Origin of the sequence: Porphyromonas endodontalis ATCC 35406, assembly GCF_000174815.1 — a bacterium.
GTDB classification, from domain to species: Bacteria; Bacteroidota; Bacteroidia; order Bacteroidales; family Porphyromonadaceae; genus Porphyromonas; species Porphyromonas endodontalis.
In genome coordinates this window covers 184,111-196,870 of the sequence record NZ_ACNN01000026.1, presented here as the reverse complement: position 1 = coordinate 196,870, position 12,760 = coordinate 184,111, and the positions used below count along the sequence as shown (strand labels likewise).

9 protein-coding genes are annotated in these 12,760 nt (G+C 46.7%); 3 read left to right on the top strand and 6 right to left on the bottom strand.

What is annotated here, in order from left to right:
• Positions 1–264: 264 nt before the first annotated feature.
• The 6 genes from POREN0001_RS06720 to POREN0001_RS06695 all read right to left on the bottom strand — a co-directional run bounded on the left by POREN0001_RS06720 (position 265) and on the right by POREN0001_RS06695 (position 7,853).
• Positions 265–1,950, bottom strand: a complete 1,686-nt coding sequence (locus POREN0001_RS06720) for a 3'-5' exonuclease (RefSeq protein WP_004334292.1) — start codon at positions 1,948–1,950, stop codon at positions 265–267.
• Positions 1,928–3,538 (bottom strand): UvrD-helicase domain-containing protein, encoded by a 1,611-nt coding sequence (locus POREN0001_RS06715; RefSeq protein ID WP_004334057.1) that lies wholly within the window; start codon positions 3,536–3,538, stop codon positions 1,928–1,930. The genes POREN0001_RS06720 and POREN0001_RS06715 overlap by 23 nt, the downstream gene beginning before the upstream one ends.
• Before the next feature lie 27 nt (positions 3,539–3,565).
• Positions 3,566–4,681 carry a 4-hydroxythreonine-4-phosphate dehydrogenase PdxA gene (pdxA, locus tag POREN0001_RS06710; RefSeq protein WP_004334331.1) on the bottom strand — a complete coding sequence of 372 codons (1,116 nt, stop codon included), beginning with the start codon at positions 4,679–4,681 and terminating at the stop codon, positions 3,566–3,568.
• 36 nt (positions 4,682–4,717) lie between these two features.
• Positions 4,718–5,767: a DUF4837 family protein gene (locus POREN0001_RS06705; protein WP_004334111.1), complete on the bottom strand. Its 1,050-nt coding sequence runs from the start codon at positions 5,765–5,767 to the stop codon at positions 4,718–4,720.
• A 76-nt stretch (positions 5,768–5,843) separates the two neighbouring features.
• Positions 5,844–6,173, bottom strand: coding sequence for a translation initiation factor (locus POREN0001_RS06700; protein WP_040581022.1), 330 nt, complete (start codon positions 6,171–6,173; stop codon positions 5,844–5,846).
• Positions 6,174–6,185: 12 nt separating this feature from the next.
• On the bottom strand, positions 6,186–7,853 hold the full coding sequence (locus POREN0001_RS06695) for a nucleoside kinase (RefSeq protein WP_004334266.1): 1,668 nt from the start codon (positions 7,851–7,853) through the stop codon (positions 6,186–6,188).
• Positions 7,854–7,968: 115 nt separating this feature from the next.
• Between POREN0001_RS06695 and POREN0001_RS06690 the strand changes: the two genes are divergently transcribed.
• Genes POREN0001_RS06690 through POREN0001_RS06680 form a run of 3 tightly spaced genes read left to right on the top strand, consistent with a single transcriptional unit; the run spans position 7,969 to position 12,750 of the window.
• Positions 7,969–9,642 carry a Na/Pi cotransporter family protein gene (locus POREN0001_RS06690; RefSeq protein WP_004334187.1) on the top strand — a complete coding sequence of 558 codons (1,674 nt, stop codon included), beginning with the start codon at positions 7,969–7,971 and terminating at the stop codon, positions 9,640–9,642.
• A 43-nt stretch (positions 9,643–9,685) separates the two neighbouring features.
• Positions 9,686–10,813, top strand: a complete 1,128-nt coding sequence (locus POREN0001_RS06685) for a hypothetical protein (protein WP_004334364.1) — start codon at positions 9,686–9,688, stop codon at positions 10,811–10,813.
• Positions 10,813–12,750: a DNA topoisomerase IV subunit B gene (locus tag POREN0001_RS06680; RefSeq protein WP_004334302.1), complete on the top strand. Its 1,938-nt coding sequence runs from the start codon at positions 10,813–10,815 to the stop codon at positions 12,748–12,750. Before POREN0001_RS06685 ends, POREN0001_RS06680 begins: the two co-directional genes overlap by 1 nt.
• Positions 12,751–12,760 lie beyond the last annotated feature (10 nt).

The following is a 12,760-nucleotide window of genomic DNA, read 5'->3' as shown; positions in this document are numbered from 1 at the left end:
CATTAAGTCTCTCTGAAAAAGAGGAGTAGAGTCTAGATCCTTTTACGTCCTGTACGTCTCTTCTTTTGAGGGTAGGTGGAGATAGCAAGGGACCCTGACAATAGCTTTTGAGCTGATAACCGATAGGCTTTAGGATGCTCACTGAAATCCGGTTCCATCGCAGCCCAAGATTTTTTTGAATCTAGGGCAAAAGAAAAATATTTTCTGGGCAGTAGTATGGTTGACTATTGCCCAAGATTTTTTTCAGAAGTAGCCAGTATTATTTTAGTTATTGGGAGCCGGCAAAATTTCCTCTATCTGTGAGGATTCGGAAGCGAAGTACCAAAGGTATCCACGTACAGCGCTGTAACCCATCTTGCTAAGAAGCTGCATATATCGTTGTACCTGACGTCGATAGCGGGGGAGAGGCTTGCCAAATTTGTAGTCAATTACGATGGCTTCGTTTTGGGGAGTAACCACAATACGATCGGGGCGGTAGGTGTGAGATTGGAGCGATAGGAGTATGGTTTGCTCATTGAACACTTGTACCTCTGGAGAAAACCACAGGGCAACTTCGGGTCGAGAAAGCTCTTTTTGGAGGTACTCCACAATGGATTCTTTCTCCTCTCTTAGCAAAGCCCCTTCGTTGAGAGCCTGTTCCACGGCGTTGTCCACATCGTGGTGCGTATTGATTAGGCTAAGTATATAGTGCATTGCCGAGCCAAAGCGGATTGAGCGGTTTTCTTTGTAGGCTTGACTTCCAGTTCGTTTGATCGCAATGCGTTGGGTTCTTTCCGTGTGAGGGGAGATGCCGGGGAATGGATATGAGGGCTTTGTCTGTTCCTGTTTATCACCGGAATCTACTCCCGAGTGGGGCGGAATGGGGGTGATAAGTTTCTCTATTTCGCTTTGCTGAAGTAGAGAGCCAAGGAGCTTTGAGAGGTCGAATGTCACTTTCTTCTCGTCTAGTTCCGTGGGGTCGGGTAGCCATAGTACAATCCCCTGTTTGGCTCGAGTCATAGCTACATAGAAAAGGTTGAGCCTATCTATAATAGCATCTGTTTTCTCTTTGTAGTAGTCCCCAATGTAGAAGGTCTTGGCAAGTTTGGAACTCATCTCTAGGGGGACAATGGGGAGCTGGCAGCCTATCTCTTGAGTTAGCAATGGGCTGGGGTGGCTCCAAATGTAGGAGGATTTGTGTTTGCCTGTGCTCAAATCCCAATCCAGGAAAGGAAGCAGTACCAACGGAAATCCCAACCCTTTGGATTTGTGTATGGTCATAATGCGGATAGCATCACCGCCATCGTCGAAGGGTAACGTGGTCTTAATCCCCTTTACTTCCCACCAATCTAAGAAACCCTGTAGGTCTGCCACCTCATCGCAGTGGTAGAGATATAATTGATCCAATAGGGCTGTAATATAGGGTTGATCTGCAGGAGCTATAAGAGGATATAGCTGATGGATGATGCTTTCTACGAGATCGTATAGGGAGAGGTAGGGTAGTTGCTCTAGGCAAGAAGAGTGCAGTTGGTCAAAGGGGAGAAGTCCGCTTTCGGCTCCTTTAGGGGCATTGCTTATTAATTGCTCGTAGTGAACTAGGGCAGTGCGGTAGAGTGCTTTGTTCCTCGTTCGCCCCTCCGATAGATCTTTTAGCAGAGAAATAAGGAACCGCACTATGGCAGAATTGGTAATATTGAGAGCTTCCCCCGATACAAACTTGAGTAAGGGAGCCTTCTCGGGATGCTCTTGAGCATAAGTAATAAGGCATCCGGCAAGGGCTGCAACCTCCTTATTGGTATTGGCAAGAATGGCAATCTCTTGCGGTCTATAGTGACGATCCTCTATCAGGGATAGGATTACAGAGGGGACACTAAACTCCGGGAGGTTGAGGGCGTTGGTTGCCTCTTCTTTTTTTCTCCCTTCTTCTTTGTGGGATAGTAATGGACCTCTATACCTCCTTTTTTTCTTCATTGGGAGGGGCTATGAGCTGTTTAGCCTCGGTGTAACTATTCGAGATTTCGTGGATACTCTCCTCATTCGGGATCAAATGGGCAAAGGAAGTATTCTCTAGTTGCCCTGTGGCCTCGGATAGTTCTTTCCCGAGATTCGTTTCTATTAAAGAGGGGAGTTGCTTAAATATGGCGTTATTAAAGAGGACAACTTCCGGTGTACTTCGCCAGTTGTACCGTAGGGGATGGTGCGAATAATAGTCCGCAAACTCTTTATGAAGTGTGGAGCCTAGAATGTGGCGGTCGCAGTGACGAAATTTGTAGATACTCTGCTTTACGTCCCCAACTATCAGGTTGTCGTTGCCCGAGGATAGCGTGTTCTCGAGAAGCGGACGGATATTCTCATATTGAATGCGTGCCGTATCTTGGAACTCGTCTAGCATGAGATGATGTAAAACACTCCCTAGCCGCTCGTAGATGAAGGGGGCATCTGCATTATCTATAATGCGCTGGATGAATTGTTGTGTGCTGGCAAGTAAAAGGGTATTGCTCTCCCTCCCTTGTTGCATCATCATGGCATTGATGTCGCCGAGTGTCCCCAGTACGTTGAGGGTTTTGCGTGTGCAAAGAGCCGTCCGATAGTATATTCCGCGCCCCTCCTCTAGGGAAATGGTGTCTGATAATATATCTCGTAATCCTTGCTCCCATAGCCCTGTAAGAAGATCCTTATGGGGACTTTTCTGTGGGAATAAAGCAAGAGGATCTTCGGCAGCCTGCTTACATCTCTGGGGAGGCTGGTCGCCTAGATGACGATCCTTCAGCACCTTTTCGTAGTAGAAAAAGGGGCTTCTTGCTCCTCCGTATAAGCCCGAAGTTTGTAGACCTGCCCCGTGTAGTTTTTTCAAAAAGGCCTCTGCTAATTTGTAACGCTCCGCTTCGAAGTCTTCTGTGTAGGCATCAATGGCTTGCCTATCTAGGGCAATCTCTTTTTTTTGAGGGAAGTATCCATCACGCACCGCAGCCAAAGGGGCTTCTGCAAATAGTTGCTTCCCCAGATTACTCAGGGCTTGATCGATTTGGATGCTTCTGCCTGCATTGATTTCTTCTTGAGCTAATTGATACACCCACTCTCGGGTATCGCTCATTTGCTCTTCTGCCAGACTGTGGAGTAGCAGCACAATGGCTTTGTGTAGCCAAAGCTCTTGATCCATTTCTACTTTGTAGTTCCCTGCAAAGTTCAGTTCAAAGGCAAAGGAGCGCACAACTTCCTGGAAAAAGGAGTCTATTGTGCTTACACGGAATGAGGAGTAATCCCCCAATATACTACGCAACGTGCGCTGTGCCCTGTCCGTAATTTGCTCTGGAGAAAGATCTAGTCGCTCCCCCAAGGCAAGGGCAAGAGGGCTGGGCTCTCTCTCGGTGGTTAGCTGATAGAGCACCTCCACAATACGGCTTTTCATTTCGTTGGTTGCCTTATTGGTAAAGGTCATTGCCAGTATGTGTCGGAATTTGTCTTCCGGATACTTTAGGGCAAGGGTGAGGTACTCTAGTGCCAAAGTGTAGGTTTTACCTGCACCGGCTGATGCCGTATAGACATTCAGTTGAGCCATGGAAGAAAGGGGGGCGTAAGTGAGGTGTTATTCCTCAGAATGGGGTGTTGGGGCAAGTATTTCGTTGTCGTTGCCACGCTCATTATACCCTTTTCTTAGAGGATTGCGACGGGCATAGTTGTAGCGATTACGACGACGGATAGTGTCAATTGCCAAATAAATGGCAGCCGTGAGAGAGGCAGAACTGGCAAGATTTTTCCCTGCAATATCATACCCGGTTCCATGGTCGGGAGAGGTGCGTATGATGGGGAGTCCTGCGGTAAAATTGACGCCCTCGTTCATAAAGAGAGACTTAAAAGGAGCCAGCCCTTGGTCGTGATAGAGAGCTAGGATGGCATCGTATTTATAGAGTTCGGCGGAGCCCCAAAAACCATCTGCAGCGAAGGGGCCGAAGGCAAGTAATTTGTGTTGCTCTCGAGCTTTTTGCAGAGTTGGGGTAATGATCTCTATCTCTTCTCTCCCCATTAGTCCTCTATCTCCTGAATGGGGGTTGAGAGAGAGTACGGCAATGCGAGGTTTCTCTATGTCGAAATCACGTTGCATACTACTCTCTATGGCTTGGAGTTTCTCTAGCAGTAGCGATTCGCTCAAAAGCCCTGCTACCTCGCTAATGGCAACGTGTGTAGTGGCCAGTGCCACACGTATATCGCCACTCGTGAGTATCATAAGGGGAGATTCGTTCTCTTTTAATCCGCACTTTGCCCCCAGGTAATCCGTATGTCCCTTAAAGGGAAATAGGTCTTGAGGCATTGTGGCTTTGTTGATAGGAGCCGTAACGAGGGCGTCTATCCGATTGTTTAGAGCATCTTCCATAGCTCTCTCTAGGGCATCGAATGCACATCTGCCGGCTAAAGGGGTGGGCACGCCTACCTCCACCTGTACGTTTTGCGTTGTACAAGATATGAGATTTATTTCACCCTCTTTCGCCTCTCCCGAGGTTGTGATTTTTCGCCAAGGAGCCGTCTCTACAGTAAGATAGTTGCGCCAAAAGGCTTCTGCTTCTGCCGAACCATAAATAATGGGTGTGAAGAGTTCGGTAATATTAGCTTCGGCAAAGGCTTTGAAAAGGACTTCGTAGCCAATCCCATTTATATCTCCATGAGTGATACCTATTACCGGTTTGCGATTGCTGTTTTGTTCCATATGTAAAGAGGATGGAGGAGTCTATTGTTGCTACTATCAGTGAATGTCTGACCACCAAATCTGCTTGATGGGTGCGGGATCGAACGTCTCTTGGGAGAGTGGTCGCAGCGAGAATAGAGCTGCTTCTAGGCGGCGTACGAGGTCGCGTTTGTTTTCGTTGGGGTAGTACACAAAGCCCTCTATATAGTACACCTTCCCCTCTTCGGGGCGAGCAATGGCATGCATTACAAAAGGTCCGGCCATGGCACTTTTACCCGAAGTTTCCCAAAGCCCATGAAGCACCCCTCGATAGGATCCGTCTGGCATTTGTAGGTATTGATGGATAAGCCCTTCGGGGACGGTTGTCATCTTGCTGTCTGGGGTCGCTCCGGGGATATTGCTACCGAGCACACTATCACGGCGTGCGTGCATTACCTCTAGGGATAGATCTTCTTTGCCTCTGTAGGGGAGACTATAAATAACAATATCGCTTCGTTTTTTATCGGAATTATTCGACATCCAAAAGAAGTCTTTACCCTTTTTGTAGGAGAGCATGTCTTGGGGCATATTGACGTGGCAACCTAAGACTTCTTGACAATATTCGTCTGCTTTGGTACTAAATTCTCCGCTCCAGACTTCGGCATAGCGGAAGAGTTCGTGGCGCAGCAATAGGTGGCGGATCTTATCCCCATCGTTGGCAACGAGTGCTTTCAGAGAGTCTGCATTGGGCGTTTGCACGACGATGAGGAGTTGTCCTTGAGCCCATTCGTTGTAAGAATACTTGACAGAATTGTGCGTATAGGTATCCTCATTAGCTTTTACAATGAGGATATTTCGTGTGTTGCGTAGGAAGTCTCCAAAGTCGGCTTCGGCTACGGTTTGTACACGCATCCAGTGCTCTACTTGAGGGAGCCCGGGTACCTCCTCTTGGAGCATTGCCTTTACAAGCTCACCTTCTGATCCTTTGAGCCAATCACCATCCATTACAAGAAGCATCTCTCCGGGGCTTCCTGCCGCAGCCATAAAGGTATTGGTCTTTTTGTTGCAACTTGTTGCAAGCACTATAAAGCTTGCAAGGAGTACTAGGGTATGGGTTACTTTTGTCATGTTTATGCTCTATGGGAATTGTTCAAAAATCTTCTCAAAGATACGATATAATCGCTTTAGGGAGGGTGGATGCAGGCTATTTTGTGTCTTTGTAGCCCATTCGTTGCAGCAAGGGGATGAGTAAGGAACGCTTATCTCCCTGTAGTATAATCTCTCCATCTTTGGCAGAGCCCCCGCATCCGGCAGCTTGCTTTAGCTTAGTAGCCAAAGCCTTGAGGTCGTCACTACTCCCGACGAATCCGGTAACGAGTGTAACCTCCTTCCCTCCGCGCCCTGAGCGTTCGTAGCGTAGGCGCAGACGTTGTTTCTCCGGGGAGAGGGTTTCTATTGTATCATTGGTTGGGCTGTTGGGACAAAAATTAGGGTCTGTGCTGTAGACCAATCCTCCCATGTTCTTCTTACTCATATTGGTATCAAATTAATAGCGGAATGCACTACCTCCCAAAAATTCTCTGATGAGGGAGGTGCCCGGCAACTTATCTATTCGTATGTAATGAATCATGCGTAAGAAGCGCAGAAGACGTTGCGCCTCGCTGTACTCTGGCACGTTGGCAGGGACTTCCATAAGTAGGGGCTCTGCAAAACGGCGGAGGGCTGCAAGTTCGTACACCATAGCACTATTGAACACTCTGTCGGCGTTCTCTTGATAGGGGAATACCCAGCGTTCTTCTCCCCTTCGTACCGAAGCCCATTGGAAGAGGGTCTCTACTGCACTCTTGCCCCTGTAGCGATAGTCTCGCACTATGCGGCGTAGTAATCGATTGTCTGTTGTGGGGATACGATTGTGTGCATCTAAGCCAATAGCCGTGAGAGCACTAACATAGATTTTGAATGTCGTATTCGTGGGGATTGTAGGGATTAGCTCGGGATTGAGAGCATGAATCCCTTCTATCAAAAGGAGGTCTCCGGGGCGGAGGGTAAAGGCATCGTTGCGATAGGAGCGAACTCCAAGCTTGAAGTCGAAGGTAGGTAGCTCTACACTCTCCCCTCTTAGTAGCTTTTGTAGATCTTGATTGAAAGCATCAAGGTCTACGGCATAGAGAGACTCAAAGTCGTATTCTCCGTTTTCGTCGCGGGGAGTTCGGTCTCGATTTACAAAATAATCGTCGAGAGAGATACTGTGAGGCTTGATAAAACAAGTGCGGAGTTGGGTGTAAAGACGCTTGGTAAAGGTGGTCTTTCCCGATGAAGAGGGACCTGATATAAGTACGATACGTACCCCATCTTCGTGGTAACGCTGAGCAATCTCCTGAGCAATCATAGATATTTTCTTCTCTTGCTCAGCTTCACTTACCATAATAATGTCATTGATTTCCCCTCGAGTAATGGCTTTGTTAAGATCTCCTACATAGGGTATTTCGAGCATTTGTATGAGCTCTTTTTGATCTTTGAGCACCTCGCGAAGTTTCGGCTGTTCAGTAAGAGGAGCAAGCTCATTGGGATTGGTACGAGAGGGAACGCGCACTAGAAAGCCATCTAAGTATCGTTCTATGGAGTAGATATGGATATAACCGGTAGAGGGGGCTAAAGAGCCGTAATAGGTATCGGGATATCCATCCAACTCTTGGTAAGTAATGAAGGGGACATTGTAGGTCTCAAGCAGGGTTGCCTTGTCCTCTTCTCCAAGGTCTCTGAATACCTTTACAGCCTCTTCTTGAGATGCAGTACGAGTAACAAAGGGGAGGTCGGCTGCTATGATTTCGTCCATTCGGATGGTTATATTGGCAAGCTCTTGATCGGTAACTTCGTGTCCGTTTTTGATGCTGCAATAGTAGCCATTAGACAAAGAATGTTCTACTCGTAGTCTACTTGTGGGGATAACTTCTCGTACAGCTTTGCTTAAAATAAAACTCAGGGTGCGGAAATAGGTGCGTTGCCCGCTCTCCTCGTTTAGCCCTACAAAGAACAATTCACAGCTCTTGGTAATTTTCTCGGTTAGCCCTACTGTATTGTTATTCATACGGCAGTTGATAGGCTTAAAGCCTAGTTCTTGCTCGTATTTCTTTGCTAGTTCTAATATCGTTATTCCCTTATTAACCAGTTCTTTGTATCCTGTATTTGTGCAGATGATCTGTATTGGGTCCATAGCTTTCTAATCTTTTTCGACTATATTTGTCCTCAAAATTAGGCAAAGAGTAGCAAAGAAAGGCTCTAGCCTCACAAGTGAAAGTATAGAAATAGTAGCAGAGTAGTGTGTAGACATGACTTTTGGAATTCTTGACTTTATTCGTCTGATTGGTGCTCTTGGTTTGTTCCTTTATGGGATGAAGATCATGAGTGAAGGTCTCCAGAAAATCTCCGGAGACAAGATGCGTAACATCCTCTCTGCAATGACCTCTAACCGCTTTTTCGGAGTCCTTACGGGGATTACGATTACGGCTTTGATCCAGTCTTCTTCGGCTACGACCCTAATGGTTGTAAGTTTCGTTAATGCCGGGTTGCTTAGTCTTGCTCAGTCCATTAGTGTGGTGATGGGGGCTAACATTGGTACCACCGTTACCGCTTGGATTATCTCATTGCTTGGCTTTAAGGTAGATATTAGTGCCTTTGCCATTCCCCTGTTTGCCTTCGCTATCCCTCTAATTTTCTCTAAAAAGTCGAAGTGGAACAACATCGGAGAGTTTGTAATAGGTTTCTCTTTATTGTTTTTGGGATTGGAGTTTCTCAAAAGCTCAATGCCCGACTTACAAAGCAACCCGGAGGCTTTGGAATTTCTTTCTGCCTACTCAGATCTAGGTTTTGCATCCGTACTTATTTTCTTACTGATAGGTACTGTCATGACCATTATCGTGCAGTCTTCTAGTGCCACGGTAGCTATTACGCTTATCATGTGCTACAATGGATGGATTCCTTTTGAGCTTGCTCTTGCCATGGTGTTAGGGGAAAATATTGGGACTACTATCACGGCCAATCTTGCGGCTTTCAACGCCAATGTGGCTGCTAAGCGGACGGCCTTTTCACATTTCCTCTTCAACTTCTTAGGGGTTGTTTGGGTGCTTTGCCTTTTCTATCCGCTTGCCCATTTGGTAAAAGATTTATCGGGAGAAAATCCCTCTGTAGGGCTGGCTCTTTTCCACTCCCTCTTCAATATTGCCAACGCTTTGCTGATGATTTGGTTCGTCCCAATCTATGTAAAGATTTGCGAGCGAGTGATCCGCTCTCCCAAGACCTCAATCCCTGGGGAAGACGAAGACCGTCACCTCCAATTCATTTCCACACGTATGCTCTCCACGAGTGAGCTTTCTCTCATCCAAGTGCATAAGGAACTCGGCTCCTATAGTAATCGTGTGCTAGAGATGTTGCAGATGGATAGAGTGCTTATCTCAACTACGGACTCTACAGAATTTAACAATACCTTTAATCGGATTGAGAAGTTCGAGAATATTTGTGACCGCGTAGAGGTAGAGATTGTCAACTATCTTAATGCCCTCTCGGATGGGGACTTGAGTAGTGATGCCAAGCAGGAAGTACGTGTGATGATGCGCGCGGCCACTGAGATAGAAAGCCTAGGAGACACCTGTTTCAATATCGCAAGGTCTCTCAAGAAGCGCAATAGTAGCAATACTTCCTTCGAACCGCTCTTGGTAGAGAACCTTCTTGCTCTACACGAAGTAGTGCTAAAGAGTGCTCTACATATGATAGAGGTACTACAAATGAGCAACCCCGGAGCAGATGCCGCCCACCAGTCTTACAACATAGAAAATGAGATAGACAATATGCGTGATGACCTGAAACAGAAAAATATGCAGGATCTCGACAATCACGTATATCCCTATCAGCAGTCGGTGTATTACCTTGATATAATAGATGAATACGAGCACTTTGGAGATTATGCGCTCAATGTAGTACAAGCCATTGTAGAGAAAAAAGTATAATCGACACACTCAGTTTTCCACAATACAACTTACAGAGATTATTATGGCAGTAGAGATTAGACAAGTACAGGATAAGTCAGAACTCAAACGCTTTGTGCAGTTTGGGAATGAGCTTTACAAGAAGAATCCGTACCATGTACCCGTGCTTATTGACGATGAGCTGGGGACTCTTGATAAGGATCGCAACCCTGCCTTTGAGTTTTGCGAAGCTGCGTATTTTTTAGCATACCGCAATGGGCACATTGTAGGACGCATTGCCGGTATTATCAATCATAGAGCCAATGAAACCTGGAACCAGAGCAATGCTCGGTTTGGCTTTCTCGACTTTATCAACGATAATGCCGTGGTAGATGCCCTCTTTGAAGTGGTAGAGAATTGGGCTAGAAGCAAGGGAATGGAAATGCTGCAGGGGCCTATGGGTTTCACCGATATGGACAAAGAGGGGATGCTTATAGAGGGCTTCGACCAATTGGGGACGATGAGCACCATCTATAACTATGCCTACTATCCCAAGCAGTTAGAGCGTCTCGGTTTTATCAAGGATCAGGACTGGAAGGAGTTTAAAATATATATCCCTAAAGAAATTCCTGAGAAGCACATCCGCATCTCTAAGATTGTACGAGAGAAGTATGGCCTGCGCGTAGTTAAGGTTAAAGATCGCAAGGAGCTACTCCCTTATGGCCCTGCAGTCTTCGAAACCATCAATAAGGCTTATAGTAATCTTTACGGCTATTCGGAGCTGAGTCCTGCTCAGATTGAGTACTATACCAAACTCTATATCCCAATGCTTCGTCCCGAGTTCGTTACGCTCATTGTGCGAGAGAAAGACGAAAAAGTAGTGGGTATTGCTATCTCTATGCCTAACTTGAGTAAAGCCCTCAAGCTCGCGAATGGCAAGCTTTTCCCCTTTGGTTTCATTCATTTATTGAGAGCCTTAAAGGGGAGACCAAGAGTGATTGACCTCTATTTGATGGGGGTTTTGCCCGAATATATGAACCGAGGAGTCAATGCACTTCTCTTCAACGACTTGATACCCATATACCAAAAGTTTGGTGTGGAATATGCCGAGAGCAATCCGGAGCTAGAGACCAATATGTCGGTGCAGATGCAGTGGGATTATTTCGAGCGTAAGCACCATAAGACACGTAGAGCTTTCATTAAAAAGTTGTAATGGAAGTAGTTACGGGATACACTGAGGGTAGTATTACCACCCTAGATTGGGATGTCCACATTCGTCGCAGGCCCGGTATGTACATCGGGAAGCTGGGCGACGGTTCGGCGAGTGACGATGGTATATATGTTCTACTCAAGGAGGTAATAGACAATTCGATAGACGAATTTGTAATGGGGCAGGGTAAGGTAATTGAGGTTACCATCGCCGAAGGTGCTGTCTCTGTGCGCGATTATGGCCGAGGTATCCCCCTGGGCAAACTTATAGATGCCGTAAGTAAGATGAATACGGGGGCCAAGATGGACTCTCGCGCTTTCAAGAAATCAGTTGGGCTTAATGGCGTTGGTATCAAGGCGGTAAATGCGCTTTCTTCCTCTTTTTCCGTTCAATCTCGTAGAGAAGGTCAGACCAAACGTGTAGAGTTTGAGCGGGCTAAGATTTTGTATGATGGCGAAGTTGTGCCTTGTGATGAGCCGCAGGGCACTGAGGTATGCTTTACCCCCGATGCTACACTTTTCCGCAACTATCAATTCCGGGAAGAGTACGTTGTGGCCATGTTGCGCAACTACACCTTTCTCAACGCCGGTCTTACCATTATTTATAATGGCAAGAAGTTTCTTAGCCGTCATGGCCTGCAAGACCTCTTGAATGAGGATCTTACGGGCGACCCCCTCTATCCTGTGATCCATTTGCAATCAGATGATATAGAGGTGGCTATTACCCATATCAACCAGTACGGAGAGGAGTTTTATAGCTTTGTTAATGGTCAAAATACAACCCAAGGGGGGACGCATCTCTCTGCCTTTCGAGAGTCGGTAGCACGTGTCATTAAGGAGCATTTTTCTAAGAACTTTGACTATTCGGACATTCGCTCCGGGATTGTTGCTGCCGTCAGTCTCAAGGTGATCGAACCGACCTTTGAGAGCCAGACAAAGACAAAACTGGGCTCTAAGGATATGGTTCCCGAGGAGCATCAGTACAAGGATGAGCCTCTCTATGGGGTGAGTATACAGAAGTTCGTTGGAGATTTCCTCAAGGATCGACTTGACGACTACTTACACATCCATACCGATGTGGCGGACGTAATGCTCAAGAAGATACAGGAGAGTGAACGGGAGCGCAAGTCCATGAGTGGGGTGGCTAAGCTTGCAAGAGAGCGAGCAAAGAAGTCGAGCCTTCATAATAAGAAGCTGAGAGATTGTAGCATTCACCTCAATGATACCAAACTAAAGGATAAGGAACCTGAGCGTACGAGCATCTTCATTACCGAGGGAAACTCGGCAAGTGGCTCTATTACGACAAGCCGAGACCCGAAGTATCAAGCCGTCTTTAGCCTACGAGGGAAGCCGCTCAATTGCTTTGGGTTGACCAAGAAAATCGTTTACGAAAATGAGGAGTTTAACCTGTTGCAGGCTGCTCTCAATATAGAAGAGGGGCTAGAAGGGCTACGCTACAACAGGGTGATTATTGCTACCGATGCCGATGATGATGGTATGCACATTCGCCTATTGATGCTCACCTTTTTCCTTCAGTTTTTCCCCGATTTGGTGCGTAAGGGGCATGTCTACATCCTTGAGACTCCTCTCTATCGTGTGGCTTTACCCCCAGGGGAGATTGCCCAAAGAAAGAAACGTAAGACGAAGGGAGAGAAAGCAACCTCGGAGGAATATACCTACTACTGCTATAGCGATGAGGAGCGTGACCAGGCTCTTCACCTCTTGGGAAAGAAGGCACAACTTACCCGATTTAAGGGGCTTGGAGAAATTTCTGCCGATGAGTTTAAGGAGCTTATCACAGAAGAAAATATCAAACTTCGCCAGGTAACCCTACGAAAAGAGGATACTTATAAGCATTTGCTCGACTTCTACATGGGCAAGAATACGCCGGATAGACAAGATTTCATCATAGAGAACCTTGTGATGGAAGATGAGCAGTAACAAGAAGCCT

What these genes read in the sequence shown, in the direction of transcription:
- POREN0001_RS06720 (WP_004334292.1), bottom strand. Translation starts at nt 1,950, where the DNA reads ATGAAGAAAAAAAGGAGGTATAGAGGTCCATTACTATCCCACAAAGAA.
- POREN0001_RS06715 (WP_004334057.1), bottom strand. Translation starts at nt 3,538, where the DNA reads ATGGCTCAACTGAATGTCTATACGGCATCAGCCGGTGCAGGTAAAACC.
- pdxA (WP_004334331.1), bottom strand. Translation starts at nt 4,681, where the DNA reads ATGGAACAAAACAGCAATCGCAAACCGGTAATAGGTATCACTCATGGA.
- POREN0001_RS06705 (WP_004334111.1), bottom strand. Translation starts at nt 5,767, where the DNA reads ATGACAAAAGTAACCCATACCCTAGTACTCCTTGCAAGCTTTATAGTG.
- POREN0001_RS06700 (WP_040581022.1), bottom strand. Translation starts at nt 6,173, where the DNA reads ATGAGTAAGAAGAACATGGGAGGATTGGTCTACAGCACAGACCCTAAT.
- POREN0001_RS06695 (WP_004334266.1), bottom strand. Translation starts at nt 7,853, where the DNA reads ATGGACCCAATACAGATCATCTGCACAAATACAGGATACAAAGAACTG.
- POREN0001_RS06690 (WP_004334187.1), top strand. Translation starts at nt 7,969, where the DNA reads ATGACTTTTGGAATTCTTGACTTTATTCGTCTGATTGGTGCTCTTGGT.
- POREN0001_RS06685 (WP_004334364.1), top strand. Translation starts at nt 9,686, where the DNA reads ATGGCAGTAGAGATTAGACAAGTACAGGATAAGTCAGAACTCAAACGC.
- POREN0001_RS06680 (WP_004334302.1), top strand. Translation starts at nt 10,813, where the DNA reads ATGGAAGTAGTTACGGGATACACTGAGGGTAGTATTACCACCCTAGAT.